Below are 26,784 nucleotides of genomic sequence, written 5' to 3' on the forward strand. Positions count from 1 at the left end.
CTTCCTTGCTCCGCCGCACGGAACGGAGAGGCCATGCCCGACGCCGACCCCTTCGCACCCTCTGGTCCCTTCACCGTCTTCTTCACCACCTCGGAGAACCTCGGGCTCAGCACCACCATGCGCAACGCGGCGGACATCCTCGCCGAGGGCAACCGCAGTGTGCTGATCGTGGACGGCCGGCCGAGCGCCGCGGTGGGGCTGCCGGTACCCGAGCCGGCCCCTGGGGCGGTGGCGTACGCGGCCCGTCCCGACTCCGACTCGCTGACCGGGCTCGGCTCGGACCCGGTGGCCGCCCGTTACGACCATGTGTTCGTCGAGGCGCCGGTGCCCGACGCCCCCGGCGCCGCCGTGCCGGGCCGGCTGGCGCGGTTCGCCGACTCGGTCGTCATCTGCTTCGCGATGACCGCGTGGTCCATCGACGGCGCGGCGGCGCTCGCCGAGGACCTGTCCGGGGTGCGCGCGGCCCGGCCGCTGCGGCTGCTCACCCTCGGACTCAAGAGCGACGTCGGCTCCCGTGACCGGCTGCGGGTGGCGCGCGAGCGGGTCCGCCGCAAGTTCGGACCGCTCTCCCAGGCGCGCGGGCAGGGCGAGATCCCCTTCCTCGAAATCCCCTACAACCCGCTCTACATGGACAGCAGACGGCTCGCCGTCGAGAACGAGGACGCGGGTACGGTCACCGGACTGCGGCCGTACTACGAACAGCTCGCCGACTGGCTGCGCGAGCGCACGCCGCTGCCGCTCAGCGATGTGACCATCGTGCACTCGGGACGCCATGTGCCGTGGGCCGCCTGGCTGGCGGACCGGCTGGGCGACCGGGGCATCGAGACGGAGCTGCGCAGGAGCGACATGTACGCGGGGGAACGCCCCACCCCCGGCACCGCGCTGCTGTTCCTCTCGCTGCCCGACGCCGACGAGACCCTGCTGGCCCAGGTCGCCGCGCTGTCGCACGCCGACGTGCGGATCGTCCTCGTCGACGAGCCGTTCTCGGACGCGGACACCGCGCACCACGAGCGGATCGATCTGCGCGGCACCACCGAGGACGAGGCCCTGCGCATCCTGTACGCGAGCCTGCGGCTCGGGCCCGTGGTGCCGCGTGACGGTACGTCAGGTGCGCGCTTCCCCCGGCTGCCCGGGGTGACCAACGTCGCGGAGCGCAACGGCGACTTCGTCGACCGCGACGCGGTACTGGCGCGGCTGGAGAGCGACCTGCGGACGGCGGGCGAGGAGCGCGCGGCGCTGGTGCTGCACGCCCCGAGCGGCTGGGGCAAGAGCGAGACCGCGCGGGAGCTGTGCCACCGCTACGGCGCCGGGTACGACGTGGTGTGGTGGGTGCGCTCCTGGGAGCGGCTGCGGGTGCGGCGCGGGCTCGCCAGGCTCGCCGGCCTGCTCGGCATCGTGGCCGCCGACGGCGGGGTGGCCGAGCTGCTCGGCCGGCTCTCGGAGCCCGCTTTCCCGCTGGACGGCGCCGGCGACCGGGACGGGAGCTGGCTGATCGTCTACGACGGCGTGGCGGACGTCGCCGAGCTGCGCGATCTGCTGCCCGTCCCGCACGAGCGCGGGCATGTGCTGATCACCGGCCGTACGGCGCCGCCGCAGGACGGCGAGGGACCGCGGCTGACCGGCTCGGCGCTGCCCCGGATGTCGTCGGCCGAATGCCGCAGCCTGCTGCGGGAGCGGCTGCCGGAACTCGCCGACGAGCAGGCCGAACAGGTCGGCAGCGTCCTGGACTTCGTCCCGCTGGCACTGTGGCTGGCCGCCCACTGCCTGGCCGAGCGCGCCGAGACCCACCGGCGCGACGACCACATGGGGCAGGAGGCGTCGACCCGGGCTGCGGTCGCCGATGTCGTGGAGGCGTTCCGCACCGCGAAGACCGACATCCTGGACACGGCGGAGGCGGCTCCGCCGGTCGAGGTCATGGTGCGGGTGGCGCGGCGCGTGGCGCGGGGCACTCCGGGGGCGGCGGCCTGGCGCGCGGAGAGTTCCGCGCGGCTGCCGCTGGACTGGCTGCTGAACGCCGCCTCGCTGCTCACCGGGCGCGGTATGGGCCTGGAACTGCTGCGCTCCCGGCGGATTCTGTCCGAGCTGGCCCGCGACGACTCGGCGGGACCCGAGGCGGGACCGGAGAACGGCGCCGCCGTGCAGCCCCACCCGGAGGACGTGCAGCTCCCCGACGAGCACATGGTGAGTGTCGCGTTGTGGTCGCTGGCCCAAGTGGGCCTGCTCGATGTCGACTTCGACCGGGAGCAGCAGCCGCTCGCGCAGCACCACGCGCTGCGCGACCTGATCCGCGACGGGATGGCGCCGGAGGAGCGGCGGCATGTGGAGTCGGTCCTGCGCGGCATCATCGCCGAGTACGTACCGCGCGCCGAGGAGGATCTGCCGGCCGACTGGGCGCGCGAGGTGTACTCGCTGCGGCTGTGGGAGGACTCCAGGCCCCGGGTGCGCCGGGCGCTGCTGCGCCATCTCAACGCGCTGAGCCAGCGCGGCGAGAGCGCCGACCTGGACCGGCTGCTGGACATCGCCGACCAGGCGCGGGCCGCCTGGATGCCGGAGGGCGACGAGGAGACGCCGGAGTATCTGCGGCTGCTCAACATCACCGCGCGTGCCCACCGGCTGGTCGGCGACTACGAGCAGTCGCGGCGCCAGTCCGAGCGGGCGCTGCGCGGCCACCGCAGGCTGCTGGGGCTGGTCCATCCCCGTACGCTCCTGTCCGCCGACTCGCACGCGGCGACCCTGCGGGCGCTCGGCCGGTTCGACGACGCGCTGATGCAGATCAGGCCCGCCGCCGAGGGGCTCACCCTGCTGCTGGGGTGGAAGCACCCGGCGACGGCCCAGGTCGAGCACAACCTCGCCCTGACGGAGGCGCTGACCGGCCGCATCGACCAGGGCCTGGACCGGGTCCTCGACCGCTTCCGCTACCGCCAGGCCATGGGCGGCAAGGACGACGCGGCCTCCTGGCAGTCGGCCGAACTGCTCTCCTACCTCTACCGGATGACGGGCAGGGACGGCGAGTCGCGGGACCTGCTGCGCCAGCATCTGCGCCGCCACGGCGACGAGTGGGACCTGGCACGGCTCAGGACCGAGGTCGGACTCGCCGTCAGCGAGCGGCGGCTCGCGGACGGCTACCCCGCGGCGAAGGATCCGAGGTACGGCTTCGAGGGCGCCCATGAGCGCGACCGGCGGGCGCTGGACCTGTATGTGAGCCGGTTCGGCGCCGACCGGTTCGACACGCTGCGCTGCCGGTTCAGTTACGCCGCCGACCTGCACGCGCTCGGCAAGCACGAGGACGCCGAGCAGCAGGCACGCCAGTGCGGTGAGGCGCTGGCCGGCCGGTTCGGCGCCGGCCACCCGTACACCGGGGCCTGCCAGGTCCGGCAGGGCGTATATCTGCGCTCACTGGGGCAGTTGGACGAGGCCGAGGAGATGGGGCGGTCGGCGGTGCACGTACTGACGCACAAACTGGGCCATGCCCATCTGTGGGTGGCGGGTGCGGAGAACTCACTCGCGGTCACCCTCGCCGCCGCCGGCAACCGGGACGAAGCGGTCGTGCAGGCGTACAATGCCCTCACCCGGTTGCAGCGTCTGGGCATCGGGCACCGGCCGGACGCACGGCGGGTGAAGGCCCATCACGACTGGCTGACGGGTTCGACGAGGGCCCGCACCGAGCCGCCGTCGGGATTCGACGTCGACTTCGAACTACCGGGCCTGTAAAGGCGTGTGAGCTTGTGCCGGCGGAAAGGCGAGCGAACGTGGCAGTCCCAGCCCCTCATGCGCCCCAGACCTTGCGGGAGCACCACTGGTCCAGCCAACTCCACGGCACGGTCACGGAGTTGGCCCAGGAGACCGCCGCTGCCACCCCGGCCATCCGGTCGCTGTCGCACTACAGCGCGGGCACTCTCGACTTCGTGGTGTGCCGCGCCCGGCGGGCGCCGCTCAGCAGCACGCTCCTGGAGAACGGTGACGACCTCCAGGACGAGTCGCTGGCCGGCAGCCGGCTGCTGCTGTGCACCCAGGACCTCGGCTCGCTCCTGCGTCCGCTGGGCACGGGCGAGTTGATGCGCACGGTCGTCGCCAACGCGGGCGGGGGCCTGTGGGGCGGCCGGGTCAAGCCCGGGGAGTACGTGGCGGCCGTCGCCGACGCGCCGGACGACGTGCAGGCGATGGACGAGGCCATGAACGGGCTGGTCACCCGGATCCGCACCCAGGTGCACAAGCTCGCAGGCGAGATGCTGGGCGGGCCCGAGGCACCGCCGGTCCAGGACACGCCCCTGAGCGCCCAGTTGCGGGTCGACTACGGTACGGCCGCCGAGCCGGACGGCCCGTACGAGCAGCGGCTGCGCGCGCTGTGGGGCAGCCATCTCAGCACCGCGGACCTGCAGTACGCCGCGTACTACCGGGACCGGACGCTGGTCTGCGTCGGCGATGTCTTCGACGCGCCGGAACTCGGCCCGCGCTTCATGGATGTCAGTGTGCGCGCCCGGCGCACCGCCTACCGCGATCTCGCGTTCAGCCTGGGCGGCCATCTGGCCCGGCTGGCCGACGCGCTGTGCCTGGTCGCCACCCCCGGCGCCGATCAGCCGGTGGTGGAGCGGCTGGTGCTGGACGTGCAGGAGGGCGCCGTGTTCGTGACCTGGCCCTCGCCCGACGAGTTCGTCGTCGGGGTGACCCTCGACCAGACACAGGTCCGGCCCGCGGAGGACCGGCTGACCCGGCTCGCCGCCGCCCTGCACAAGGTCACGCTGCCGCGGCGGCGCTGAGCGTCTCCCACACCTCCTCGGCCAGCACCTCGACCGAGCGGGCAGCGGTCAGCGGATGCGGCGGGCCCGGGTTGCCGAGCAGATGGACGGGCAGCACCTCGACGGCGTTCTCGTAGTCCCGGCAGATCCTGCGCAGTTCGTCCCACTGGTCGCCGGTCGGCGCGCCGGACCCCGCCGTCCTGTGCCAGTCGGCGACAGAGCTGCGGAAGGTCTCCGTGAGGGTCCGGGTCAGGGTGGCGCAGCCGAGCCTGCTCAGCTCCGGCCGGGTGACGGTGCGCCGCAAAGCCCTTTCGCTCGCGGCCAGTTCGCGGGTGACGGCGTCGAGGACCGAGAGCGTCTCCTGGAAGCGGCGGTCGACCGGGCCCGGCAGGGTGTCGGCCGGTGCTTCGGGCTCGGCGGGGCGGCCGGTCGTGCCCGCGGGTTCCGGGGTGCCGGTGTCCCGGGCGAGGGCGGTCATGGCCTGGCGTAATTCGGCGAGTTGGATGTTCTGCTGGGCGAGGTCCCGGCGCATCCGCTCGCCGAGCTGCTCCAGTTCCGTCGCGCGCCCCCCGTCGGCCAGCCGGCCCGCGAGCCGTTCGAGGGCGTCGTTCACCTTCCGGTCGAAGTCGGGCTGCCGGTAGACCAGCGGCGGGGATCCGGTCAGCCGGCTCAGCCGGTCCTGCGTGTGCTGCGGCACATGGCCGTTGACGACGATCAGCGCTTCGAAGCGGGCCGGCAGTACGGCGTTGCGCAGGCCCTGCACATAGGCGGCGACCCGCTCGGCGTCGTCGGCGCCGAGTACGGAGCGGGTGACGATGACGGCGAGCCGGGCCTTCGGCGCGGGAGCGAGCCAGTAGACCACTTCCTCGGCGGGGTCCGAGGCGTCCGGCGGCTGCGGGGACGACATCCGCGCGGGCACCGGGTCGCGGGAGGCGATGCGCCACTGGCCGAGGCTCAGCGCGTCATGCACGACGGCCGAGACCTGGTCGCGGGAGACCTTCTCGTGCAGGGCGCGGACGGCTCTGAGGACGGCGGCGGGGGTCACTTCCCGTACCGCGCCGTGGGCGTCCTCGCTGAACTGCCAGGCCTGCCGGCAGGTCTTGAGGATCTCGCGCGGCAGCCCCTCGGTCAGCTCGTGCAGCGTCCGCAGGGTGTCGGCGCCGAAGAGTTCGGCGGACGGGGCCGCCGCCTCGTCCTCGCCGCGGCCCGCCTCGACGTAGGCGGCGACGAGCCGCCCGGTGAGTTCCCTGCTGAATCCCTCCGGCCACACCTGGAGCAGCCGCTCGTGCAGGCTGGGCCGCAGTTCCTGGAGCCCGGCAGGCGAGATGCAGAAGACCAGCAGACCGCCGCGGCTGACATAGATGTTGACCAGCCGCTCGAAGGCGTCGACGAAGGTGCGCCTGCTGTCCTGCGGCCAGTCGAGGACCTTCTCCAGCGAGTCCACGAGCAGCACGTAGGGACTGCCGACCCTGCCGTGCATGAAGCCCTGCACGGCGAGCGCGTCGAAGACCTGGTCGATGCCGGCGGCGGTGTCCTGCCGGCCGGCCGCCGACGGCGGCACGATGGCCTCCGTGATGCCCCGCTCGCGCAGGGCGTCGGCGGGCTCCTCGCCGCCCAGCCAGGCCCACACCAGCCGGGTGAACAGGGGGTCCTGGAGCAGGGCGAGGGCGGTGGCGAACCGGCGGTGCTCGGTGACCTCGCCCAGCGTGCCGCGCAGATCGGCGTGGATCACCTCCGGGTCGTAGCGCAGCGCCGAGACCACCTTGCCCGGGTCGAGGCTGCGGTCGCGCAGTCCCGCCGCGATCTCGTCGAGGCTGCCGAGCCGGGGGTCGCCGCCCTGCTCGCCGACGCGGTTGGCCGTCACGTACGCGTAGTAGTCCCTGACCAGCTCCTCGAACGCGCGGCGCCCCTGCGGGGTGTCGCCAGGACCGCGCAGCCGGTCGCGGTACATCCGGCCCATGTCCTGGGCGGGTTCGTCGACGATCCACATGGCGGGGCCGTCCGGGCGCCTGCTGAGCGAGGTGTAGATCTGCCGCAGCACATGGCTCTTGCCGAGCCCGAAGCTGCCCACGACGGCGATGGCCCTGCCCCGCCTGCCGCCGGTCGGATTCTCCACCAGGTAGTCGTCGACCAGCCGGTTCAACTGGTCGGACGTGGGCGTGGCGATACTCGCGTTGCCCGAGTCGGCCGCCGTCACCGGCGCGTCACCGAGGTCGGCCGAGGGGCCGAGCCGTACGACCGGTATCAGCGGGAAGGGGTTGCGGTACCGGCTGTATCCACGGTCGGCGGTCATGAAGGCACTCCTTCTGGGCCGGGGGGCGTCGTGGGGCCGGTACGGGCCATGGACGCGAGGTCCAGGGCGCCGGGCGGCCAGTACCGGTTCAGCTCGTCGGCGGTGACCGGCGTGCCGGCGGCGTCGGGCCGCCGGTGGCCCGCGGCGGCGTAGAAGACCTGGCGCAGCATCCGCACGTCGGCGGGGCGCCGGGTGTCATGAGCCGCTATCAGGCCGGCCCTGACGGCGGGCGGGAGGTCCTGGGGCTGCCTGTGGTGCGGGACCGCGCTGAATTTCACGGTGTCCTCCGACGTCAGTTGGCCGAGGGCGAGATGGGTGACCGCGCCGTCCGGCAGTTCGGCGATGACCGCCTCCGCCGCCTCGTTCGTCTCCTGGCTCACTTCGACGAAAAGTACGATCCGGGTCTGCGCGTGGTTCAGACAGGTCTTCAGGAAGTTCGTACGCACCCCCGCGCCCTTCCAGTCGATGTGCGGAACGACCGCGAACAGCAGCGCGTCCTGCTGGGCGAGCAGCACGCTGATCGCGCTGAACGCCTTCGCCGGGGGATCCTCGGCTATCGCCGGATCGATCTTGACGTCCTCGAAGTGGCGGCAGAGCGTGGCGTAGATCTGGTCGCGGATGTTGCCGTTGACGACCGGCATCGACGCGAAGTCGCCGTTCTCGTCGATGCTGATCTGCGCCCCGGTGTTGCGGTATCCGCCGGTCATCGCGACGATGCGGCGCAGCGGCGGAGGCCCGCCGTCGCCGGGCAGCCGGGCGATGTACTCGCCCGCCTCGTGGATGCACCGGTGGATGAGGGTGGTCTTGCCCATGCCGCGCGGCCCGCTCACGACCACCAGCCGCCCCGCGCCGACGCCGGGGGTGACCAGCTCGCCGAGCCGTTCGAGGGTCTGCCCGAAGCGGGCCACCTGCTCGCGCGCGTGGTCGACGTCGACCCACTGGGCCGTGTGGTCCGGCTCGTCCCACGGGACCAGCGGGTGGTCGTCCGTGGGCGGGGCTTCGAGGCCGGGCAGGTGGTAGCCGGTGCCCGGCACCCGCACCCCGTACGGGTTGCCCTGGACCGGTGTCATACGCCGCTCCCGGTCGAGCGGTCCCGCAGGGCGCGCCACCACCAGTAGGGGAAGGTCCGGCTGAGATCCGCCGCCTGCGTCAGGTGACGGTCCATCAACTGCCGTACCCGGTCGGCTTCGTGACGTCTGCCCTCGGGGGTCAGCGGCACCCCTTCGCGGTTCTCCGGCAGGCGCTGGGACAGCGGCAGCGCGTCGGCCAGCCGACGGGCCGCTCGGCCCTTGGCCCCGGCACCCTCCACTTCGGCGAAGGCACCGGTCAACGCCTCGCGGGCGGGGAGCAGTTCCGCGTGGTCGGCTTTCGGGTCGCGCTCGTACGCCGCGAGGTAGAGCCGCGCCGCCGACCGGAAGGTCTGTCGGCAGGTCTCCAACTGCCTCTTGAACTGGCGCCGTTCGCCGAGGGTGCGGTCCCAGAACTGCACGAGCAGGGTCAGCAGGGCGCCGAGCACCACCAGGGGCAGTTGCGCCCACTGCGTCAGGAGGGTCGCGAGCCAGCCGTCGTCCTCCTTCGGTGCGGCCCCCGGTGACTCGGACCCGGCCGCCATCAGCGCGTCGCAGGCCCGTGCGAAGTCGTCCTCGCGCCGCTCGGCCCATGCGTCGAGCGTCATCGGGGCGGGCTGCCCGGCGGCGGGCTCCACGGGTCCTTCGGCCGTCGCACCGGGCTTGAGCAGACCCAGCCGTACCCCGGCCGAAGCGAGCCCCGCCCGGTGGGCGGCGTCCAGGCAGTAGACGAGCCGCACATCGCGCTCCTTGCCGCTGTCGGCGGTGGCGTTGCCGCTGTCGGCGGCGGCGCTCGGCGCGGTGACCGACGCCAGCAGGAGCCCCACGGCCACGGCCCGGCGCACCGGCGCCGCCCGCCGGCTGCGCCCTTCCCGCTGTCTCATGCCGCGCCCTCCCCGTCCGGCCGCTCCGGTGCGCCGGTCCTTCCTCATCTCGCGTGGCTGTCGCCTGTCTCGCGTGGCTGTGGTGTCCCGCCCGTACCGGCCTGGCTCAGGTCAGCGAATCCGGCCAGCCGGCCGGCTGGGGTTCGGCGGGTGCGGGAGGCCGTTCGCCACCGGTCCTGCGGCGGCGGGCGCGCAAGCCGAGGCCCGGGAGCCGGGGCGGGTGCGCGAGCAGCAGCCGCGAGCCGCCGTAGAGCAGATTGACGGTGACCACGGCGGGGCCGACGACGGCGACCGTGCCGGGGAAGTCACGCTCCAGGGTGAGCGCGATGAGGACGGCCGTGATGCCGTTCTGCTGGGCGAGCCCCAGCGCGATCCTGTCCCGGCGGTCCAGACCGCGGACGAACAGCGGCATGACGAGCAGCGCCACCACCGCCTGGGCGGCGAAGGCGGACACGCCGAGCAGCAGTCCCGGCCACAGCCGCACGCCCTGCGCCAGAAAGAGGCCGAGCGCGAGGAACGCGGCCAGGAAGGCGCCCGTGACGGCCCGGCCGATGATCTTGTCGAACGCCGCCGTGCGCACCACGAGTCCGGCGACGGCCACGGCGAGCATCAGCATGTTCCCCGCCGCGACCAGCAGCATCGCCACGACCAGCACCCCGGCGGCGGCGAGCGGCAGTGCGGCGCGCCGCCACCGGGGTGCGGGGGCCAGTGGCATGGTCGGCGCCGGGGCCGCCTTGCGTACCGCCCACCACACCAGCAGGACGGCCGCGAGCAGGGCCGCGTTCAGGGCGAGCCCGGTCGCGTAGCCGCGCGTACCGCCGCCGGCCGCCAAGGGCACGCCCGTACGGCCCGACGCCGTATAGGCGTAGCCCGCGGCGTACAGCGTGAGCAGTACGGTCATCGGGTCGTCGAACGACGCCCAGGCCGTGAGCAGCGAACGGGCCCGGTCGGACATCTGTCCGCTCCGGCCGAGGGCGGCGACGGAGAGCGGGTCGATCTGGGCCACCGCGATCCCGAGCACCAGATACTCGGGCCGGCCGAAGGCCAGCACCATGACGGCCGCGATGAGCGCCGCCTTGAGGACGACGCCGAGGGTCACGGCCGCCACCACTCCGGCGAGGTCGGCGCGGAGCGCCTTGATGTCGATGCCGTAGGTGCTGCCGTAGAGCCCGACGGCGAGCAGGAAACCGGCGCAGAACACGTAGCCGGTCGTGCCGACCAGCGCCGTGGGGTCGAGTAACAGACCGAGGGCGACGCCCAGCACCAGCGCGGCCGCCCCGCCGAGCACGACGGGCGGCACGGGACCCAGGGCCCGGAAGGGGCGGGCACGTTCGGATGTCGCCAATGCCTCTCCCCCTCCCCCCGGCGTGCGCGCACGCGCGCGACTGAATCGTATGGGGACGGAGCACCGGCGGAAAGGAGAACTCCCGCCGTTCACCCGGACGTTGACGTTTTATGGCCCGTATCGACCTGTATATGTCGGAGGGTGAGCGCGGGGCATCGCCGCCGGAGCGGGTCCCTCTGTCACGATGCCCGGCGCCGGGGGCCGCCGAACCTTCAGGCGGCGACCGCGAGTCGTACGGTGATGCGCTTGCCGACGAGTTCGCGCCGTACGTCGAACCCGTCGCACAGCGAGAGGATGATCTCCATACCGTGCTGGCCCACCCGGCCGGGGTCGGCGGCGCGGGCGAGCGGCAGCGTGGAGTTGCTGTCCCAGACGGTGATCTCGACCATGTCGTCGGCGAGTTCGAGGTCCAGCAGGCAGGGGCCGATGGCGTACTTGCGCGCGTTGGTGACCAGCTCGCTCACCACCAGTTGCGCGGTGCCGATGAGCCGCCCGGAGAGGGGCTCGCCGTAGCCGGTGCGGGCCTGGGCCAGGAAGTCGGCGGTGAAATGACGCGCCTCGGCGATCATCCCCGGTTCACCGTCGAACGCGATGCCGCCCTTCGGCGACTGGTTCGCGGCTGCCGCTCCGCGTGTGCTGTTCAATGCCGTCCGCTCCATGGCTGCTCCCCCCAGAGACCCGCGCGGTCGGCGTGGGTAGTTTTTGCGACCAACGGCCGGATACCCCGTTACGGGCGGGCTAGGCACTGGTCCCCGGGTCAGTTGAGGGCGCCGGCGCCCAGGAGGCCGAAGAGCAGCAGTCCGATCACGATGCGGTAGATCACGAAGGCGTTGAAGGAGTGCTTGGCGACGAACTTCAGCAGCCAGGCGATCGACCCGTAGGCGACGACGAACGACACGAGTGTGCCCACGACCAGCGGTCCCGCTCCCGTGCCGGTGCCGAGCGCGTCCTTCAGCTCGTAGATCCCGGCGCCGGTGAGGGCGGGGATGCCGAGGAAGAAGGAGAGCCGGGTGGCCGCCACCCGGTCGAGGTCGAGGATGAGCGCGGTGGACATCGTCGCGCCGGACCGGGAGAAGCCGGGGAACAGCAGCGCGAGGATCTGCGAACTGCCCACCAGCATCGCGTCCTTGAACGTCGTGTCGGCCTCGCCGCGGCGGTGCCGGCCCATCTGGTCGGCGGCCCACATCACCCCGCTGCCGACGATCAGCGAGGCCGCCACCACCCACAGGGACGCCAGCGGCCCCTCGATCAGCGGTTTGGCCGCCAGGCCGACGATGACGATCGGGATCGTCGCGTAGATGACCCACCAGGCGAACTTGTAGTCGTGGTTCTGCCGCTCGTCCTGGTGCGCGAGGCCCCGGAACCAGGCGCCGACGATCCGCACGATGTCCTTGAAGAAGTAGACGAGCACGGCGGCGATCGCGCCCACCTGGATGACGGCGGAGAAGCCGACCACCGAGTCGTCGTCGACCGGAATGCCCATCAGCCCCTCGGCGATCTTCAGATGACCGGTGGACGAGACCGGCAGGAACTCCGTCACCCCCTCGACGGCTCCGAGAATCACGGCCTGGCCGATACTGATCACGCTCATCGGGTCTCTTTCCGGGCAGCAGATGGTCTACCGCACTGTAGACGATCGCCGCCGCCGGATCATGACGGGGTGAGCCGGTCCAGCAGAGCCAGCGCTTCCCGTACGGTGCCGCGCTCGGCCGGGGTCCAGCGCTCCTGGACCGCGCGGGCCAGCCAGTCGGCACGCGCCCGCGCCTGCTCCTGGACGAGCGCGCCGCCCGCCTCGCTCAGACTGACGAGCTGCCTGCGGGCGTCGCCGGGATCGGGATCGCGGCGGAGCAGCCCGTGCCGGTCGAGCGCGGCCAGCGTGGCGGCCATGGACTGCGGGCGGACCCGCTCGACCGCCGCCAGCTCGCCGGCGGAAGCGGCGCCGCCCGCCAGCCTGCCGAGCACGGCGGTCTGCGCGGGGGTGAGACCGCGGGCGCCCGCGATCTCCTGGAGCCGGCCGCGCAGCCGGCTGAGGACCACCCGCAGTTCGTGCGCGGTGAGCGAGGACCGCTCGGCGATGTCCTCGGGCGTCTCGTCCATGCGGTCACCCTAAGCTGACGGATCGGGCAGGACGGCCCGATCCGAACGAGGGAGCGAAGGTGCGGCGCATCGAGGTGGCGCAGCGGCGCGCGAGGCTGGCGGTCCGGCACCGGCTGGCCGGTGCGGCGCGGTCGGACGACCCGGTGGAGGTGGCCCGCGACCTGGTGGCCCTGCACAGCACGGACCCGTCGTCGGTCCATGTGGCGGCCTGGGTACGGATGCGTGACGGCGCCGCCGACGAGGTGGAGCGGGCGCTCTACGAGGACCGTTCGCTGATCCGGCTGCTGGGGATGCGCCGTACCGTCTTCGTGACGTCGCTCGACGTGGCCCCGGTGCTGCAGGCGGCCTGCTCCCGTACGGTCGCCGCGCGGGAGCGGCGCAAGCTGCTGGGATTCCTGGCCGAGTCGGGCGTGGCCGACGACGAGGCCGGGGTGCTGCGCTGGCTCGCCGGAGCGGAGGAGGCGGCGCTGCGGGCGCTGACCGCGCGCGGCGAGGCGACGGCGGCCGAACTGGCGGGTGACGATCCCCGGTTGAGCACCCGGATCGTACTGTCGCGCGGCAAGAGCTACGAGGGCCGGCAGAACGTCGCGAGCAGGCTGCTGCTGCTGCTCGCCGCCGAGGGCCGGGTGGTACGCGGCCGGCCGCGCGGCTCCTGGACCTCGCACCAGTACCGCTGGGCGCCGCTGACCGACTGGTTCCCCGGCGGGCTCGCCGAGTGGGACACCGAGGACGCAGAGGTGGCGCTGGCCGAGCGCTGGCTGCGGGCCTTCGGCCCCGCGACCGCCGAGGATCTGAGCTGGTGGGCGGGGTGGACGAAGACGCAGACCCGGCGGGCGCTGACCCGGCTCGCGCCGGTGGAGGTGGAGCTGGGCGACGGCGGCGGTACGGGGCTGCTGCTCGCCGACGACCTGGCGGACACGCCGGAGCCCGAGCCGTGGGCGGCGCTGCTGCCCGCGCTGGACTCGACCCCGATGGGCTGGCACGAGCGCGGCTGGTTCCTCGGCGGTCACGGGCCCCGGCTGTTCGACCGGGCGGGCAACATCGGCCCTTCGGTGTGGTGGAACGGCCGGATCGTCGGCGGCTGGGCGCAGGACGGCGCGGGCACGATCGTCTGCCGCTTCCTGGAGGACGTCGGCGCGGACGCCGAGGCCGCCGTACAGGCCGAGGCGGAGCGGCTGGCGCCGCGGCTGGCCGGCGTACGGCTCAGCCCGCGCACCCGTGGCCGTACCCGGCTGGAGGACGAACTGGCCGCCGGATAAAGCCGGGAGGCAGCGGCGGGTCAGGCGAGGGGGCAGGCAGGCGGGCAGGCAGGCAGGCAGGCAGGCAGCGGAGGCTCAGGCGGGGAGGGCCGCTTCGACCAGTGTCGCGGCCATGGCGCGTGCGTCGGCGGCGGCGACCACCGGGTCGTGGTCCAGCCGGGCCGCGACGGTCGCGCCGTCGGAGACGAGCGTCAGCCTGCGGGCGAGGAGCTCGGGGTCGGCGGCCCCCGCCTCGCGGGCCAGGTCGGTGAGCAGCCGGCGGCGGTGCTGCCGGAAGGAGTCGGTGGCCGCCACGACCGGGCTGTCCGGGGTGGCCTCGGCGCTCGCGTTGGCGAAGTGGCAGCCGTTGAAGGCCGGGGCGACGAAGGTCTCGGCGAGCAGGTCGAACACGCCGAGCAGCCGCTCGCGCGGGGTGTCGTAGTCGGCGGCGAGCCGGGTCGTCATCCGCTGCGTCCAGCGCTCGTGGCGCCGTTCGAGGTAGGCGCGGATCAGTTCGTCCTTGCTGCCGAAGGTGTTGTAGAGGCTCGCCTTGGCCACACCCGCCTGGGCGATGACGCGGTCGATACCGACCGTGCGGACCCCTTCGCCGTAGAACAGCTCGTCCGCCGCGTCGAGCAGCCGCTCGCGCGCCGTCGTTCGATCCGCAGACTTCGTCGCCATGCGCCAACGGTACTAGACAGGTCTGTATGGTGGCAATCGCCGGGCGCGCCGCCGGGCAGCGTGCCGACGGCCGAAAGGGAGAATCGCGGAGTGACCGAATCCTCAGCGGGCGCCGACCAGTCCGGTTCGACGGCGGGCGGCGCCGACGCGCACACGCCGTTCCGCTCCTTCCTGCGTACGGAGACGGGCAGCGCCGCCGTCCTGCTCGCTGCCGTCGTCGCCGCCCTCGTCTGGGCCAACATCAGCCTCGCTTCGTACGAGACCGTGTGGCGGACGGATCTCGCGCTGCGGCTCGGTTCGTACGGCGTCACGCTGGAGCTGCGCGCGTGGGTCAACAGCGGTCTGATGGCGGTGTTCTTCTTCGTCGTCGGCCTGGAGGCGCGCCGCGAGTTCGACATGGGCGAGCTGCGTGAGCGGCGCCGGGTCGCGCTCCCGTTCATCGCGGGGATCTGCGGGATGCTGCTGCCGGTCGGGATCTTCCTCGCCTTCAACGCGGGCCACGGCACGACGCACGGCTGGGGCGCCGCGATGTCCACGGACACCGCGTTCGCGCTGGGCATGCTGGCCCTCCTCGGCAAGCGGCTGCCCGCGGCGGTGCGGATGTTCGTGCTGTCGGTCGCCGTCGTGGACGACTTCGTGGCGCTCGTCGTCATCGGGGTCGCGTACAGCGACCACATCGTCCTGCCGGGGCTGCTGGTGTCCGTCGGGGCGCTGGCCGTCGTGCTGGTGATCACCCTCGCCGGGCTGCGGCGCGGCGGGGCGTACGCGCTGCTCGCGGTGATCGCCTGGGTGGCCATGCTGGAGTCGGGGGTCGACCCGATCGTGGTGGGTCTGGCGATGGGGCTGCTGACGTACGCGTATCCGGCGGCCCGCAGCGATCTGGAGCGGGCCAGCGGTCTCTTCCGGCTCTTCCGCGAGCAGCCGACCCCGGAGCTGGAGCGCTCGGCGCGGCTGGGTCTCGCCTCGGCGATCTCGCCGAACGAACGGCTCCAGCGGATGTACCACCCCTGGAGCAGCTATGTGATCGTGCCGCTGTTCGCCCTCGCCAACGCGGGCATCCGGATCACCGGGAGCGAGCTGGCGAACGCGTTCACCTCCCCCATCACGCTGGGCATCCTGTGCGGCTTCGTCGTCGGCAAGCCGGTCGCCATCTTCGGGGCGTCCTGGCTGGCCACCCGGGTCAGCGGCGGCCGGCTGCGGCCGCCGGTCGGCTGGGGCGCGACGCTGGCGGGCGGCGCGAGCGCCGGAGTCGGATTCACGGTCTCGCTGCTGATCGCGACGCTGGCCTTCAAGGGCGACCAGTTGGAGGAGGCGAAGATCGGCACGCTCAGCGGGCTGATCGGCGCGTTCGCCGTCACGTGGGCGGTGACGGCGGTGATCGGTCTGCTGCCCAAGCACCGGCGCACCCGCGCGCTGCTCGGGACGACGGAGCTGATCGTCGACCTGGCCGTGCCCGTCGACCCGGAGCGGGACAAGGTGCGCGGGCCGATGGAGGCGCCGGTCACGGTGGTCGAGTACGGCGACTTCGAGTGCCCGTACTGCGGTCAGGCGGAGCCGATCGTCCGCGAGCTGCTGGCCGACTTCGGGGACGTGCGTTACGTATGGCGGCATCTGCCGCTCACCGATGTCCATCCGCAGGCGCAGCTCGCGGCGGAGGCGTCGGAGGCGGCGGCCGAGCAGGACGCCTTCTGGGAGATGCACGATCTGCTGCTGTCCCACCAGGGCGCGCTGCGGGCGCCGGATCTGCACCGGTACGCGGCGGATCTCGGGCTCGACATCGAGCGGTTCCGGCGCGACATACGGCACAAGCGCGGCTCGGCGCGGATCGCCGACGACGTGGAGTCGGCGGATCTGAGCGGGGTGTCGGGGACGCCGTCGTTCTTCATCAACGGCCGTAGGCACCGCGGCGCCTACGACATCGGCCATCTCTCGGCCGCCGTGCGGGAGGCGCGGCAGCGGGCGGCGCTGGTACCGCCGTCCTGACCGGTCCGTGCGCCGGCCCGTGCGCCGGTCCTAGCGCCGGTCCTTCCGGGGGAACGGCGTGGGCCCGGCGGACGGTCGTGCCGTCCGCCGGGCCCGTGGCGCGGTCTGCTGGTGCTGCGGTTACGGGTGGTGCTGTGCGGTCAGTGCTTGAAGGCGTCCTTGCCCTTCTCCTTCGCCTGCCGCATGTCACCCTTCGCCGCCTCGGCGCGGCCTTCGGCCGTCATGCGCTCGTTGCCCACCGCGCGGCCGACCGTCTCCTTGGTCTTGCCCTTGATCTGCTCGACCTTGGCCTCGGTCTTCTGGTTCTTCTTCGCGGTCACAACCATCACGTCCTGACGTACTCGAAATCGGTGGACACCCTTCGCATGGCCGCGATCCGGACGGCCAAACCTCGGTTTTTCAGCCGGGCCGCGGCCGGCCTGTCAGCCGGTCCCGTCGGCCGGTCCCGTCAGCCGAGCTGCGTCAGGTCCGGCCGCAGCCGGTGCCAGACCGGCTGCCGGACGACCCGGCCCGAGGTCCAGCCGGAGATGGTGATCTCGGCGACCAGCCGGGGCTCGACCCAGTGCGGGGCCGGTACGTCGACGGGGTTGGCGAAGGGCGAGCCGCCGCGCGGGATCACGCCCAGATAGCGCGCCAGGTCGTGCCGTTCCCGCTCGGACATCCCGGACCCGACGGCCCCCACGTACCGCAGCCCTTCGGGCTCGGCGAGGCCCACCAGCACCGCCCCCGGCAGTCCGGCGAGCCCGCCGCGGCCCTCGGCCCAGCCACCGATGATCACGTCGACGGTCAGCAGATGCTTGGTCTTGCGCCAGTCGGGTGATCTCAGCCCCGGGGTGTAGCGGGAGGAGAGCCGCTTCGCCACGACGCCCTCGAAGCCGCCGCGCAGCGTGGCGTCCCAGGCCTCCTGGCCGTGTCCCTCGATGTACCCGGGGGCCGACCAGCTCGGGCCCGACAGGCCGAGAGCGGCCAGGGCGGCCCTGCGCTCCCGGTAGGTCCTGCCCAGCAGGGACGTGCCGTCCAGCCGCATCAGGTCGAACAGGACGAGGTGGACGGGGTACTCGACCGCGAGCCGCGCGGCCCTGCGCGGGTTGGTCACGCCCATCCGGCGCTGGAGCAGCCCGAAGTCCGGCCGCCCCTTGGCGTCCAGCACCACGACCTCGCCGTCCAGTACGGCGGCCCTGCCGCCGAGCTGGGCGCCGAGGGAGGCCAGCTCGGGGTAGCGGGGTGTCGCGTCGTTGTCCGCGCGGGTGGTCAGCCGTACGGCGCCGTCGGCGGACACGTCGATGACGCACCGCACGCCGTCCCACTTGACCTCGTACGCCCAGAGCGCGCTCCCGTCGGGGGCGCGCTCGTCGTCGGCCGGCAGCGGTCCCGGGACCGCCAGCATCGGTCTGATCAGTGCCGGGTCGGCGGCGCTTCGGTCGGACGTGGCCATGCCTTCGATGATCGGGGCAGTTCGCCCTTGCCGCCTCGCGAGCGCAGCGCGTACTGGAGCTTGCCCTCGGAAGAGCGCAGGGAGCGCAGCGCGAGCATCAGGACCCCGATGTCGTCGAGGTACACCGGGTCGGGCACCAGGTCGGTGGGGAGTACGAGATAGATCATCGCCCCCCAGAACACCCAGCGGTTCTGGACCGGCAGTCCTGAGGCGCGCAGCCTCCGCCTGGTCCGCACCAGCCGGACGGCCAGGACGATCGCGAAGCCGACGGTGACTGCCACCACGACGGCGGCGACGGCGATGAGGATCTGGAGCTCACTGCTCATGGTGATCTCCTCCTTCGGGGTCGGCTCCCGTACCGGATACCCCCGGTCCGTCGCGCCACCGGGGCGCCGACCACTGATTGTCCGTCAGCGGCCGTGCTCGCGGCGGGGCGTGCCGAGAGCGTAGCGAGGGGCGGCGGGCCCGCCGGGTCCTGACTCCCGGCGGGCGCGCCGCCCCTGCCTGCCTTGCCCCGCGCGCGGCCGGGTCAGGCCGCGGCGCCCGCCTTCAACTGCCGGGCGACGCGCACGACGCGGTCGGCCTGGACGCGGGCCGCGTTGCGGGTCTCGTCGTTGACCGGGTTGCTGCCCTGGGCGTCGATGTGCGAGGTGCCGTACGGGTTGCCGTCGGCGAACTTCGCCGGGTCGGTGTAGCCGGGGGCCACGACGATGCCGCCGAAGTGGTGGAAGGAGTTGTAGAGCGCGAGCAGCGTGGACTCCTGGCCGCCGTGCCGGGTCGCCGACGAGACGAAGCCGGAGTAGACCTTGTCGGCCAGCTTGCCCTGCGCCCACAGGCCGCCGAGCGTGTCGATGAACTGCTTGAGCTGCGAGGCGACGTTGCCGAAACGGGTGGGGCTGCCGAAGATCACGGCGTCCGCCCACTCGATGTCCTCGGGGGTCGCGACGGCGATGTCGGCGCTCGCCGCGTGGTTGGCGGCCCAGGCCGGGTTCGAGTCGATGGCGGCCTGCGGGGCCAGCTCGGCGACCCGGCGTACCCGCACCTCGGCGCCGGCCTTCTCGGCGGTCTCTGCCAGCACCTTGGCCACTTCGGTGTTGGTTCCGGTGGCCGAGTAGTACACGACGGCGAGCTTGACGGGGTCACTCATGGTGGGGCCTTTCCGAGCCGGATGCGCGCATGGCGACATGCGCGAGTCGATGACGTATCAACATCTTGGTTTAACGGTAAACCATTATTCGCCGACCACCGCCGTGACCACCCTCACGCCGTGCGGCGGAATGCGCGCCACCGCCGTCGCGTTGGCGTGCGACTGTCGAAATCCAGCCATGATCAACTCAGGTGCAATTCGGTAGCACGGCGCACAAACGGACCGCCGCCACCCCCGCGACGCCGCACTGCCGGGCCCCTACACCTACTCCCGACCGCGCCGAGTCAGATTGCGGACACCCTCGGTGAGCCGTGTGTGATTGCGACGCCCCGGCCCGGTGGCCGAATAGCGCGGACTCTCAACGCGCGTGCTGGGCAGGGGTGTCGGCGTCCACCGGCAGGTCACTTTCCCGCCGCAGGGCACTTTGCAGCAATTCACTGGCGCGTCACATGTTCACCACACGTCGCTGTCAACACCGCGTCCCCTTGTCCGACTTCGGGTCTACGCGCGCTGACTCCCCCCGTAGGTCCGGAAGTCGGCCTTGCCATCGAAGCAACCGGACCCAAGGATTCAGTCCGTGCGATTGACAGGTTCACGGTCAAAACCGAATGGCCGCGAACGATCGCGCCACTGCGGTCCGCCCACCCGTCGGACCGCGCGTTTCCCCCACTGATGGAGGATGTTGTGACCTTCAAGCGCCTTACCCCCCTCGACAGTCTCTCCAGACGAGTACGGCTCATCGCAGTCGCATCCGGCCTGGTGACCGCTGTCGCGCTTGCGGCCCCGACCGCCATGGCCCAGACCGCTCCCTCGGCGAGTGCCTCGACGCTCGCCGCGACGAGCAGCGCCGTCAGCGCCTCCGCCGCGCCCGGCACGGCCTGGTACACGGACGCGAAGACCGGCAAGGTCGTCGTCACCGTCGACAGCACCGTCTCCGACGCCGCGATCGCGAAGATCAAGAGCGCCGTCCCCAGCACCTCGCAGCTCACCGTCAAGCACACCCCCGGCAAGTTCAGCAAGCTGCTCGCCGGCGGCGCGGCCATCTACACCGGCGGCGGCCGCTGCTCGCTCGGCTTCAACGTCCGCAGCGGCAGCACGTACTACGCGCTGACGGCGGGCCACTGCACCAACATCGGCTCCACCTGGTACAGCAACTCGTCGCAGACCACGGTGCTCGGCTCCACCGCGGGCTCCAGCTTCCCCGGCAACGACTACGGCATCATCCGGCTCAGCCAGGCCGCGCCGAACGACGGCCGTGTCACCCTCTACAACGGCTCCTACCAGGACATCACGTCGGCGGGCAACGCCTCCGTGGGTCAGCGCGTGACCCGCAGCGGCTCGACCTCGGGCGTGCACACCGGCACGGTCCAGGCCACGAACGCCAGCGTCCGCTACGCCGAGGGCACCGTCTCCGGCCTCATCCAGACCAACGTCTGCGCCGAGCCCGGCGACAGCGGCGGTCCGCTCTTCGCCGGCAGCGTGGCGCTGGGCACCACCTCCGGCGGCAGCGGCAACTGCTCCTCCGGCGGCACCACGTTCTTCCAGCCGGTGACCGAGGCCCTCAGCGTGTACGGGGTCAGCGTCTACTAGTCGCCGCTGAGCAGTCAGGCAGCATCCGCTCCACCCATCACCAGTGATACCGGCGGGCCGTGTCCTCGGACGCGGCCCGCCGCGTCGCCCTCCCCGCGTCGCCCGGCCGGCGCCGTCAGCCCACCGCGGGCGCCGGGAGCGTCACCTCGAACCGGCAGCCGCCCGCCACGTTGCGGACGGCGGCGCGGCCCTCGTGGGCCTCCACGATGCCCCGTACGATCGCGAGCCCGAGACCCGCGCCGCCCGGCGGCGTACGGGCCTCGGTGCCCCGCCAGCCGGTGTCGAAGACCCGGGACAGGTCCTCGGCGGGGATACCGCCGCAGCCGTCGGTCACGGAGAGCACCACGGAACCGGCGCGCCGCTCGGCCGCGACGGCGACCGTGCCGTCGGCCGGGGTCCGGTGGATGGCGTTGACCAGCAGATTGGCGAGGACCCGCGTCATCTCCTTGCCGTCCACCTCGATGGGGACGGCCTCGACATCGGCGCCGACCAGCCGCACCCCGTGCTCCCTGGCCACCGGATCGGCGCCCGCCAGCGCCTCCCCCACCAGGTCGTAGGCCGACATCCGGGTCGGGGTGAGGGCGAGCGAACCCGCGTGGATACGGGAGAGTTCGAAGAGGTCGCCGACCATCGAGTCGAGCCGGGCCACCTCGGCGCCGATCTGCCGGAAGTACCGGGCCTGGTCCCGCACCACGCCGTCCTCCAGCGCCTCCGACATGGCGCGCAGCCCGGCCAGCGGGGTGCGCAGGTCGTGCGAGATCCAGGCGACCAGCTCGCGCCGCGAGGTCTCCAGCGCGCGCTCCCGCTCCCGCGAGACGGCGAGCTTCGCGCTGGTCGCCGCCAATTCCCTGCTCAGCTCGGTGAGTTCGGCGGTGGCCGGACCGCCGGGCGCGGCGAAGCTGCCGCCGTCGCCGAACGACCGTGCGGCGAGGGCCAGATCGCGACTGCGGGCGACGACCCAGCGGCCCAGCAGCAGCGCGGTGGCGAGCGAGACAGCGGCGGCCATCGCCGCGACCGTGGTGACGACGGACAGGTCGTGCCGGGACAGGAACATCGCCTGGGCGACGCCCAGCGTGCCGGCGAGCATCGCGGTGACGGCGACGGCGGCGACCACGGTCAGCCCGACGGTGACCGAGCGGTCGCGCAGCAGCCGCAGCGCGAGCGCGCCGACGAGACCTGCGGCGGCCGCTCCCGCGAAGGCGATCAGCACGATGGCGAGCATGGGGGGCACGGTCAGCTCCTCTCGGTGGGCTGCTCGGCGGGCTGGTCCGCGGGCCGATCCGCGGGCTGCTCGAAGGTCCCCGCGGACGGCGGCTGCTCGGGGGGCGCGTCGAACCGGTAGCCGACCCCCCAGACCGTCCGGATCAGCCGGGGCCTGGCCGGATCGTCCTCGACCTTGCCGCGCAGCCGCCGGACATGGACGGTGACCGTCGACAGATCGCCGAACTCCCAGCCCCACACGTCGTGCATGAGCTGCTCCCTGGCGATGGCGAGCCCCGGGTGCGCCATCAGGTGCGCGAGCAGTTCGAACTCGCGCAGGGTCAGCGCCAGCGGCCTGCCGTCCTTGCCGGCGCTGCGCGCCGCGGGGTCGAGGGTCAGCCCGCCGGAGCGCAGCACGGGCCCTGCGGCGCCGTCCTGCCGGGCGTGGCCGCGGCGCAGCACCGACTCGACGCGCAGGACGAGTTCGCGGGGGCTGAAGGGCTTGGTGACGTAGTCGTCGGCCCCTATCTCCAGACCGAGGATGCGGTCGTCCTCGTCGCCGCGCGCGGTGAGCATGATGACGGGCACGGCGGCCCTCGCCCGCAGCCGCCGGCACACTTCGAGGCCGTCCATGCCGGGCAGCATCAGATCGAGGACGACCAGGGCGGGCGGGTTGCCCGCGGCGAGCCGCAGCGCCTCCGGCCCGTCGGCGGCCCGGTCGACGGCGAAGCCGGCCCGTTCCAGATAGCCGGTGACGACCTCGGAGACGGTCGGGTCGTCGTCGACGACCAGGATGGTGTGCATAGGCGCAAGTCTCCTCGGGCGGCGGCCGGTGCACCGCCGTTCAGCTCTTACGAAACCATGACGGCGGGCGCGGCCACGAAGGGCGGCCCCGCGTCGGCCACCACGAAGCACCGGCCGCGGCGTCCGATTCGTACAAGACCCTGCCGCGCCCCGCTGCCTACGGTGGGCGCATGACTCCACGACTTGATGTGATCGGCCTGGTCGTCTCCGACATGGCGGCCTCACTCGCCTTCTACCGCAGGCTCGGCGTCGAGGTACCGGCCGAGGCGGACACCGCGCCCCATGTGGAGGCGGCGCTGCCCGGCGGAATGCGGCTGCTGTGGGACACGGCGGAGGCCGTACGCTCCTACGACCCCGGCTGGACGGCGCCCCGCGAGGGTGAGCGACTCTCGCTGGCCTTCTCCTGCGACAGCCCCGCCGACGTGGACTCGGTCTACGCGGATCTGACGGGCGCCGGCTACCGGGGCCGTCTGAAGCCGTGGGACGCGGTCTGGGGGCAGCGTTACGCGACGGTGCTCGACCCGGACGGCTGCTCGGTCTCGCTGTACGCCAGCGCCGCGTAGGCGCCGAGCGTCAGCCCGGCCAGCTCGCGCGTCTCGCGTGCGAGATGCGCCTGGTCGGTGCAGCCCGCGTCCAGCGCGGCCTGCGCGTACGGCGTACCGGCCCGTACGAGCGCCAGGGCGCGCTGGAGGCGCAGGATGCGGGCGAGGGTCTTGGGCCCGTAGCCGAAGGCGTCCAGCGAGCGGCGGTGCAACTGGCGGGCGCCGAGGCCGACGGCTTCGGCGGTCGCCGCGACCGTACGGCCCGCGTCAAGGCCCTTGACCACGGCCCGCAGCAGCGGGTCGGGCGGTCCGCTCCCGGCGGCCCTGCGCGCCGCGACGGCCTCCAGGACGGCTGCGGGGTCGGCGGCGGCGGCGAGCCGCTCCACGCTCTCGCGTGTCCCCGCTGACGGCCACAGATCGGCGAGGTCCACCCGCCGGTCGCGCAGTTCGTGCGCCGGTACGCCGAGGACGGCGGGGGCCGTGCCCGGCGCGAAGCGCACGCCGGTGAAGCGGGAGCCGCCGAGCCCTTCGCCGGAGTGCGCGCGGGTGTCGGGCCCGGCGACGAGCAGCCGCCCGTCGGCCCACAGCAGGTCCATGCAGCCGTCGGGGAGCACCGGATAGGGCGCGGCGGCGGTGCCGTCCGGCACGGTCTTCGTCCAGACGACGGCGCCCTCCAGCAGCCGCGACGCCCACTCCCGGTACATACCGCTCAGGCTAACGCCGCGGCTCAGTGCTTGTGGTTCTTGTGGCGCGGGGCGTGCAGCCGGGACCGTACGCGCGACTTCACGTCGTCCGGCGGCAGGAAGCGCGACCAGCGCTCGGGGAACTCCGACGGCATGTCGGGGTCGGCCGCGCCGCCCTCCTCGTCGGCCGGGGGCCCGGCGGCGGCGGCCCTGGCCATCAACTCGGCCGCGTGGGCCGCCCGCAGACGCTCGTTGGACGCGCGGGCCGCCGCCGTGGCGAGGGACGGCCAGACCCGGTCGATGGCCGCGTTGACGGCGGCGCCGACCAGGACGGCGAAGGCGGAGATGCCGATCCACAGCAGTACGGCGATGGGCGCGGCCAGCGAGCCGTAGATCGTCGGGCCCTCCACCGTGCTGGTGAGGTAGATCCGCAGCAGGAAGCTGCCGAGCACCCATATGGCGAGCGCGACCAGCGCACCCGGGACGTCCTCCAGCCAGGCGGAACGGGCCGGCACCGACACGTGGTAGAGCGTGGTGAGGAAGGCGATGGACAGCAGGCTGACCACGGGCCAGTAGAGGATGCTGACGACTTCCGTGCCGCCGGGCACGAACTCCACCACCCGGTCGGGCCCCACGACGGCGAGCGGCAGCACGACCGAGCCGATGACCAGGGCGGCCAGGTAGAGCAGGAAGGCGAGCAGCCGGGTCGCGACGATGCCGCGCCTGCCGTCGAGCCCGTACATCACGGTGATCGTGTCGACGAAGACGTTGACCGCGCGCGACCCCGACCACAGGGCGATGGCGAAGCCGATGGAGATCACGTCGGGCCGGCCGCCGTGGTTGATGTCCGACAGCAAGGGCTTGGCGATCTGGTTCACACCGCGGTCAGAGAGGACCGTGCCGACCGCCGAGAGGATGCTCTTCTCCAGCGAGGCGACGGTCGTGGTGTTGGTCCAGTCGTCCACGTACCCGAGCAGGCCGATCATGCCGAGGAGCAGCGGCGGCAGCGAGAGCAGCGTGAAGAACGCCGCCTCCGCCGCGAGCCCCAGGATCCGGTACTCCATGCAGGAGTTGACCGTGTCCTTCAGCAGCAGCCACGCCATCTTCCGCTTCGAGACGTTGCGGTAGAGCACTCGGGCCCGGTGGAGCCGCCCCGATGGCCGCTCGGGTGTTTCATTTGCTGCCTGCACATCCTTACCGTAGCCGTATGGCAGCCACCACTCACACAGTGACCAACCAGGTCCCGCCCCTGGTGGGGTACGACGTATTCGCCGCCGACCGGGCGCTGGCCGAGGCCGTCCGGCGCCATCTCGCGCCGGACCTCCTCGACACGGCCCAGGAGGAGCTGACGACGCTCGGTCTCGCCGCGGGGTCCGCGCAGGCGCAGGGGTGGGGGACGCAGGCCAACGAGAACCCGCCGAAGCTGCGCACCCACGACAGGTACGGCAACAGAATCGACGAGGTCGACTTCCATCCGGCCTGGCACCGGCTGCTCGGGCACGCGGTGACGGCCGGTCTGACGGACGCCTGGGGCAGGCCCGGCGGCCATCTGCGGCGCGCGGCCGGGTTCCACGTGTGGTCGCAGGCCGAGGCGGGCCACGGCTGCCCGGTGTCGATGACGCACGCGGCCGTGCCGGCGCTGCGCGCCGATCCCGCGCTCGCCGCCGAGTGGGAGCCGAAGCTGCTCTCGCACAGCTACGAACCCGACCTGCTGCCGGCCGGGCAGAAGCCGGGGGTGCTCTTCGGCATGGGCATGACGGAGAAGCAGGGCGGCAGCGACGTACGGGCCAACACGACGGCGGCCAGGCCGCTGGACGCGGCGGGCGAGTATCTGCTCACCGGGCACAAGTGGTTCTGCTCGGCGCCGATGTCGGACGGGTTCCTGGTGCTGGCGCAGGCGCCGGAGGGGCTGACGTGCTTCCTGCTGCCGCGGGTGCTGCCGGACGGGGAGCGCAACACGTTCCGGATCCAGCGGCTCAAGGACAAGCTGGGCAACCGCTCCAACGCGTCGGGCGAGGTCGAGTTCGACGACACGTGGGCGCGCCGGGTCGGCGAGGCGGGGCGCGGGGTGCGCACCATCATCGAGATGGTGGCGGCGACCCGGCTCGACTGCGTGCTCGGGGGCGCCGCGCTGATGCGGCAGGCCGTGGCGCAGGCGGTGCACCACGCGACGTACCGCAGCGCGTTCGGGGGCGAGTTGGTCGACAAGCCGCTGATGCGCAACGTCCTGGCCGATCTGGCGCTGGAGTCGGAGGCGGCGACGACGCTCGCGATGCGGCTCGCCTCGGCGTACGACCGGTCGTACGGCTCGACGGGCAGCGTCGAGGCGGGGCAGGAGCGGGCGTTCCTGCGGCTGGCCGTGCCGATCGCCAAGTACTGGGTGACGAAGCGGTCGACGCCGCTGGTCGCCGAGGCCCTGGAGTGCCTGGGCGGCAACGGCTACGTGGAGGAGTCCGGCATGCCGCGGCTGCTGCGCGAGGCGCCGCTCAACTCGATCTGGGAGGGCTCGGGCAATGTGCAGGCGCTCGACGTGCTGCGGGCGCTGCAGCGCGAACCTGAGGCGGTGAACGCGTTCTTGACGGAGGTCGGCAAGGCGCGCGGCGCCGACCACCGGCTCGACGGGGCGATCAAGGACCTGCTGACGGAACTGGCCGATCTGAACGGGATCGAGACAAGGGCGCGCAGGCTGGTGGAGCGGATGGCGCTGGTGCTCCAGGGGTCGCTGCTGGTGCGCTGGGCGCCGCCGCAGGTGGCCGACGCGTTCTGCGCCTCCCGGCTCGGCGGCGACTGGGGGGCGGCGTTCGGCACCCTGCCGTACGGGCTGGACCTGGCCCCCGTGGTGGAGCGGGCGCGCCCCGTCGCGCCGTGACGCGGCGCGCCGGAGCATGACGTACGACGTCAGAGGTGGTGCTGCGCCGACACGGCACCACCTCCGACTTGTTGTCACCTTCGTGCACATGTCCCTGGTCCGCCAGGGTTGCAAGGCGTTGCAGGAATTGGCCAACTGACCCTCCGTCCGTATTTCGGAGCGGCACGATGGGCACATGGTGCCGCGCCGA

Annotated in this window: 23 protein-coding genes; 7 read left to right on the forward strand and 16 right to left on the reverse strand. The window is 72.9% G+C overall.

The window, feature by feature from the left end; translation table 11 throughout:
• Positions 1 to 33 precede the first annotated feature (33 nt).
• Together fxsT and ACZ63I_RS11915 are read left to right on the forward strand one after the other, a co-directional pair.
• On the forward strand, positions 34 to 3,711 hold the full coding sequence (fxsT, locus tag ACZ63I_RS11910; protein WP_469337812.1) for an FxSxx-COOH system tetratricopeptide repeat protein: 3,678 nt from the start codon (positions 34 to 36) through the stop codon (positions 3,709 to 3,711).
• Between the two features lie 38 nt (positions 3,712 to 3,749).
• Positions 3,750 to 4,757 carry a hypothetical protein gene (locus ACZ63I_RS11915; protein WP_469337814.1) on the forward strand — a complete coding sequence of 336 codons (1,008 nt, stop codon included), beginning with the start codon at positions 3,750 to 3,752 and terminating at the stop codon, positions 4,755 to 4,757.
• On the opposite strand, the gene ACZ63I_RS11920 is transcribed toward ACZ63I_RS11915, so the two are convergent.
• The 7 genes from ACZ63I_RS11920 to ACZ63I_RS11950 all read right to left on the reverse strand — a co-directional run bounded on the left by ACZ63I_RS11920 (position 4,735) and on the right by ACZ63I_RS11950 (position 12,422).
• On the reverse strand, positions 4,735 to 7,029 hold the full coding sequence (locus ACZ63I_RS11920) for a hypothetical protein (protein WP_469337816.1): 2,295 nt from the start codon (positions 7,027 to 7,029) through the stop codon (positions 4,735 to 4,737). The two genes, ACZ63I_RS11915 and ACZ63I_RS11920, sit on opposite strands and share 23 nt — an antisense overlap.
• Positions 7,026 to 8,099 carry a hypothetical protein gene (locus tag ACZ63I_RS11925; protein ID WP_469337818.1) on the reverse strand — a complete coding sequence of 358 codons (1,074 nt, stop codon included), beginning with the start codon at positions 8,097 to 8,099 and terminating at the stop codon, positions 7,026 to 7,028. The genes ACZ63I_RS11920 and ACZ63I_RS11925 overlap by 4 nt, the downstream gene beginning before the upstream one ends.
• Positions 8,096 to 8,980 (reverse strand): hypothetical protein, encoded by an 885-nt coding sequence (locus tag ACZ63I_RS11930; RefSeq protein ID WP_469337820.1) that lies wholly within the window; start codon positions 8,978 to 8,980, stop codon positions 8,096 to 8,098. The genes ACZ63I_RS11925 and ACZ63I_RS11930 overlap by 4 nt, the downstream gene beginning before the upstream one ends.
• Before the next feature lie 106 nt (positions 8,981 to 9,086).
• Positions 9,087 to 10,325: a cation:proton antiporter gene (locus tag ACZ63I_RS11935; protein ID WP_469337822.1), complete on the reverse strand. Its 1,239-nt coding sequence runs from the start codon at positions 10,323 to 10,325 to the stop codon at positions 9,087 to 9,089.
• Between the two features lie 212 nt (positions 10,326 to 10,537).
• A complete protein-coding gene (locus tag ACZ63I_RS11940) occupies positions 10,538 to 10,969 on the reverse strand; it encodes an ATP-binding protein (RefSeq protein WP_469337824.1) in 432 nt (143 codons plus the stop codon).
• Between the two features lie 113 nt (positions 10,970 to 11,082).
• The gene (locus ACZ63I_RS11945) at positions 11,083 to 11,916 is read right to left on the reverse strand and encodes an undecaprenyl-diphosphate phosphatase (RefSeq protein WP_469337826.1); all 834 of its coding nucleotides are present in this window, start codon (positions 11,914 to 11,916) and stop codon (positions 11,083 to 11,085) included.
• A gap of 59 nt (positions 11,917 to 11,975) precedes the next feature.
• On the reverse strand, positions 11,976 to 12,422 hold the full coding sequence (locus ACZ63I_RS11950; RefSeq protein WP_469337827.1) for a MarR family winged helix-turn-helix transcriptional regulator: 447 nt from the start codon (positions 12,420 to 12,422) through the stop codon (positions 11,976 to 11,978).
• A 68-nt stretch (positions 12,423 to 12,490) separates the two neighbouring features.
• Between ACZ63I_RS11950 and ACZ63I_RS11955 the strand changes: the two genes are divergently transcribed.
• On the forward strand, positions 12,491 to 13,681 hold the full coding sequence (locus ACZ63I_RS11955) for a winged helix DNA-binding domain-containing protein (RefSeq protein WP_469338352.1): 1,191 nt from the start codon (positions 12,491 to 12,493) through the stop codon (positions 13,679 to 13,681).
• Positions 13,682 to 13,756: 75 nt separating this feature from the next.
• On the opposite strand, the gene ACZ63I_RS11960 is transcribed toward ACZ63I_RS11955, so the two are convergent.
• Positions 13,757 to 14,341, reverse strand: a complete 585-nt coding sequence (locus ACZ63I_RS11960; RefSeq protein ID WP_469337829.1) for a TetR/AcrR family transcriptional regulator — start codon at positions 14,339 to 14,341, stop codon at positions 13,757 to 13,759.
• A gap of 90 nt (positions 14,342 to 14,431) precedes the next feature.
• Here ACZ63I_RS11960 and nhaA point away from each other — a divergent pair, with 90 nt between their 5' ends.
• Positions 14,432 to 16,324 (forward strand): Na+/H+ antiporter NhaA, encoded by a 1,893-nt coding sequence (gene nhaA, locus ACZ63I_RS11965; RefSeq protein WP_469337831.1) that lies wholly within the window; start codon positions 14,432 to 14,434, stop codon positions 16,322 to 16,324.
• 140 nt (positions 16,325 to 16,464) lie between these two features.
• Here nhaA and ACZ63I_RS11970 read toward each other — a convergent pair whose 3' ends face one another.
• The 4 genes from ACZ63I_RS11970 to wrbA form a co-directional block, all read right to left on the reverse strand.
• Positions 16,465 to 16,644 (reverse strand): CsbD family protein, encoded by a 180-nt coding sequence (locus ACZ63I_RS11970; RefSeq protein ID WP_469337833.1) that lies wholly within the window; start codon positions 16,642 to 16,644, stop codon positions 16,465 to 16,467.
• A 128-nt stretch (positions 16,645 to 16,772) separates the two neighbouring features.
• Positions 16,773 to 17,759, reverse strand: coding sequence for a non-homologous end-joining DNA ligase (gene ligD / locus ACZ63I_RS11975; protein WP_469337834.1), 987 nt, complete (start codon positions 17,757 to 17,759; stop codon positions 16,773 to 16,775).
• Complete coding sequence (locus ACZ63I_RS11980; RefSeq protein WP_469337835.1) at positions 17,720 to 18,085, reverse strand: YkvA family protein; 366 nt, start codon at positions 18,083 to 18,085, stop codon at positions 17,720 to 17,722. Before ACZ63I_RS11980 ends, ligD begins: the two co-directional genes overlap by 40 nt.
• 203 nt (positions 18,086 to 18,288) lie before the next feature.
• Positions 18,289 to 18,906 (reverse strand): NAD(P)H:quinone oxidoreductase, encoded by a 618-nt coding sequence (wrbA, locus tag ACZ63I_RS11985; protein WP_469337836.1) that lies wholly within the window; start codon positions 18,904 to 18,906, stop codon positions 18,289 to 18,291.
• A 684-nt stretch (positions 18,907 to 19,590) separates the two neighbouring features.
• Between wrbA and ACZ63I_RS11990 the strand changes: the two genes are divergently transcribed.
• Positions 19,591 to 20,496 carry a S1 family peptidase gene (locus ACZ63I_RS11990; protein WP_469337838.1) on the forward strand — a complete coding sequence of 302 codons (906 nt, stop codon included), beginning with the start codon at positions 19,591 to 19,593 and terminating at the stop codon, positions 20,494 to 20,496.
• Between the two features lie 115 nt (positions 20,497 to 20,611).
• Here the strand turns inward: ACZ63I_RS11990 and ACZ63I_RS11995 are convergent, their stop codons facing one another.
• Both ACZ63I_RS11995 and ACZ63I_RS12000 read right to left on the reverse strand, forming a co-directional pair.
• Positions 20,612 to 21,718 carry a sensor histidine kinase gene (locus ACZ63I_RS11995; protein WP_469338354.1) on the reverse strand — a complete coding sequence of 369 codons (1,107 nt, stop codon included), beginning with the start codon at positions 21,716 to 21,718 and terminating at the stop codon, positions 20,612 to 20,614.
• Positions 21,719 to 21,729: 11 nt separating this feature from the next.
• Entirely contained in the window at positions 21,730 to 22,500 is a 771-nt protein-coding gene (locus tag ACZ63I_RS12000; protein ID WP_469337839.1) for a response regulator transcription factor, read from the reverse strand.
• A gap of 170 nt (positions 22,501 to 22,670) precedes the next feature.
• On the opposite strand from ACZ63I_RS12000, the gene ACZ63I_RS12005 reads away from it, so the two are divergent.
• Positions 22,671 to 23,063 (forward strand): VOC family protein, encoded by a 393-nt coding sequence (locus ACZ63I_RS12005; protein ID WP_469337840.1) that lies wholly within the window; start codon positions 22,671 to 22,673, stop codon positions 23,061 to 23,063.
• Here the strand turns inward: ACZ63I_RS12005 and ACZ63I_RS12010 are convergent.
• Entirely contained in the window at positions 23,003 to 23,746 is a 744-nt protein-coding gene (locus ACZ63I_RS12010; RefSeq protein WP_469337842.1) for a DUF6597 domain-containing transcriptional factor, read from the reverse strand. The two genes, ACZ63I_RS12005 and ACZ63I_RS12010, sit on opposite strands and share 61 nt — an antisense overlap.
• A 23-nt stretch (positions 23,747 to 23,769) precedes the next feature.
• Positions 23,770 to 24,915 carry a YihY/virulence factor BrkB family protein gene (locus tag ACZ63I_RS12015; protein WP_469337843.1) on the reverse strand — a complete coding sequence of 382 codons (1,146 nt, stop codon included), beginning with the start codon at positions 24,913 to 24,915 and terminating at the stop codon, positions 23,770 to 23,772.
• A 17-nt stretch (positions 24,916 to 24,932) separates the two neighbouring features.
• On the opposite strand from ACZ63I_RS12015, the gene ACZ63I_RS12020 reads away from it, so the two are divergent.
• Complete coding sequence (locus ACZ63I_RS12020; RefSeq protein WP_469337845.1) at positions 24,933 to 26,594, forward strand: acyl-CoA dehydrogenase family protein; 1,662 nt, start codon at positions 24,933 to 24,935, stop codon at positions 26,592 to 26,594.
• The last annotated feature ends 190 nt before the right edge of the window (positions 26,595 to 26,784 follow it).

This window comes from Streptomyces sp. NPDC087906 (assembly GCF_055584925.1).

Coding starts and splice junctions, on each gene's coding strand:
- fxsT (WP_469337812.1), top strand. CDS start 34: ATGCCCGACGCCGACCCCTTCGCACCCTCTGGTCCCTTCACCGTCTTC.
- ACZ63I_RS11920 (WP_469337816.1), bottom strand. CDS start 7,029: ATGACCGCCGACCGTGGATACAGCCGGTACCGCAACCCCTTCCCGCTG.
- ACZ63I_RS11925 (WP_469337818.1), bottom strand. CDS start 8,099: ATGACACCGGTCCAGGGCAACCCGTACGGGGTGCGGGTGCCGGGCACC.
- ACZ63I_RS11930 (WP_469337820.1), bottom strand. CDS start 8,980: ATGAGACAGCGGGAAGGGCGCAGCCGGCGGGCGGCGCCGGTGCGCCGG.
- ACZ63I_RS11945 (WP_469337826.1), bottom strand. CDS start 11,916: ATGAGCGTGATCAGTATCGGCCAGGCCGTGATTCTCGGAGCCGTCGAG.
- ACZ63I_RS11950 (WP_469337827.1), bottom strand. CDS start 12,422: ATGGACGAGACGCCCGAGGACATCGCCGAGCGGTCCTCGCTCACCGCG.
- ACZ63I_RS11960 (WP_469337829.1), bottom strand. CDS start 14,341: ATGGCGACGAAGTCTGCGGATCGAACGACGGCGCGCGAGCGGCTGCTC.
- ligD (WP_469337834.1), bottom strand. CDS start 17,759: ATGGCCACGTCCGACCGAAGCGCCGCCGACCCGGCACTGATCAGACCG.
- ACZ63I_RS11980 (WP_469337835.1), bottom strand. CDS start 18,085: ATGAGCAGTGAGCTCCAGATCCTCATCGCCGTCGCCGCCGTCGTGGTG.
- wrbA (WP_469337836.1), bottom strand. CDS start 18,906: ATGAGTGACCCCGTCAAGCTCGCCGTCGTGTACTACTCGGCCACCGGA.
- ACZ63I_RS11995 (WP_469338354.1), bottom strand. CDS start 21,718: ATGCTCGCCATCGTGCTGATCGCCTTCGCGGGAGCGGCCGCCGCAGGT.
- ACZ63I_RS12000 (WP_469337839.1), bottom strand. CDS start 22,500: ATGCACACCATCCTGGTCGTCGACGACGACCCGACCGTCTCCGAGGTC.
- ACZ63I_RS12005 (WP_469337840.1), top strand. CDS start 22,671: ATGACTCCACGACTTGATGTGATCGGCCTGGTCGTCTCCGACATGGCG.
- ACZ63I_RS12010 (WP_469337842.1), bottom strand. CDS start 23,746: ATGTACCGGGAGTGGGCGTCGCGGCTGCTGGAGGGCGCCGTCGTCTGG.
- ACZ63I_RS12020 (WP_469337845.1), top strand. CDS start 24,933: ATGGCAGCCACCACTCACACAGTGACCAACCAGGTCCCGCCCCTGGTG.